General features: G+C 46.3%; 1 pseudogene. It reads left to right on the plus strand.

From position 1 onward, the window contains the following. Positions 1-255: pseudogene (gene pheT / locus CWC30_RS18065) on the plus strand (phenylalanine--tRNA ligase subunit beta); the annotation flags it as partial.

The raw sequence follows: 255 nt of genomic DNA on the forward strand, positions 1-255 counted from the left end.
GGGTAAATCCTGCAATTGATCCGCAAGCTCTTGCGGAACAGCGTTCAATGGCTGGTTTAGCAGTAGAAGGCGTTGAGCCGGCAGCAGACAAAATTAATGGCGTTGTGGTAGGTGAAGTGGTTGAGTGTGGCCAACACCCAGATGCAGATAAACTACGTGTAACAAAATTTAATGTTGGTGGTTATGTGCTACTGGATAGAGTATGTGGTGCACAAAATTGCCGCCAAGGTTTTAAAGTTGCAGTTGCCACTGTTG

The organism is Pseudoalteromonas sp. S4741 (assembly GCF_005886135.1).
GTDB lineage: Bacteria > Pseudomonadota > Gammaproteobacteria > Enterobacterales > Alteromonadaceae > Pseudoalteromonas > Pseudoalteromonas tetraodonis.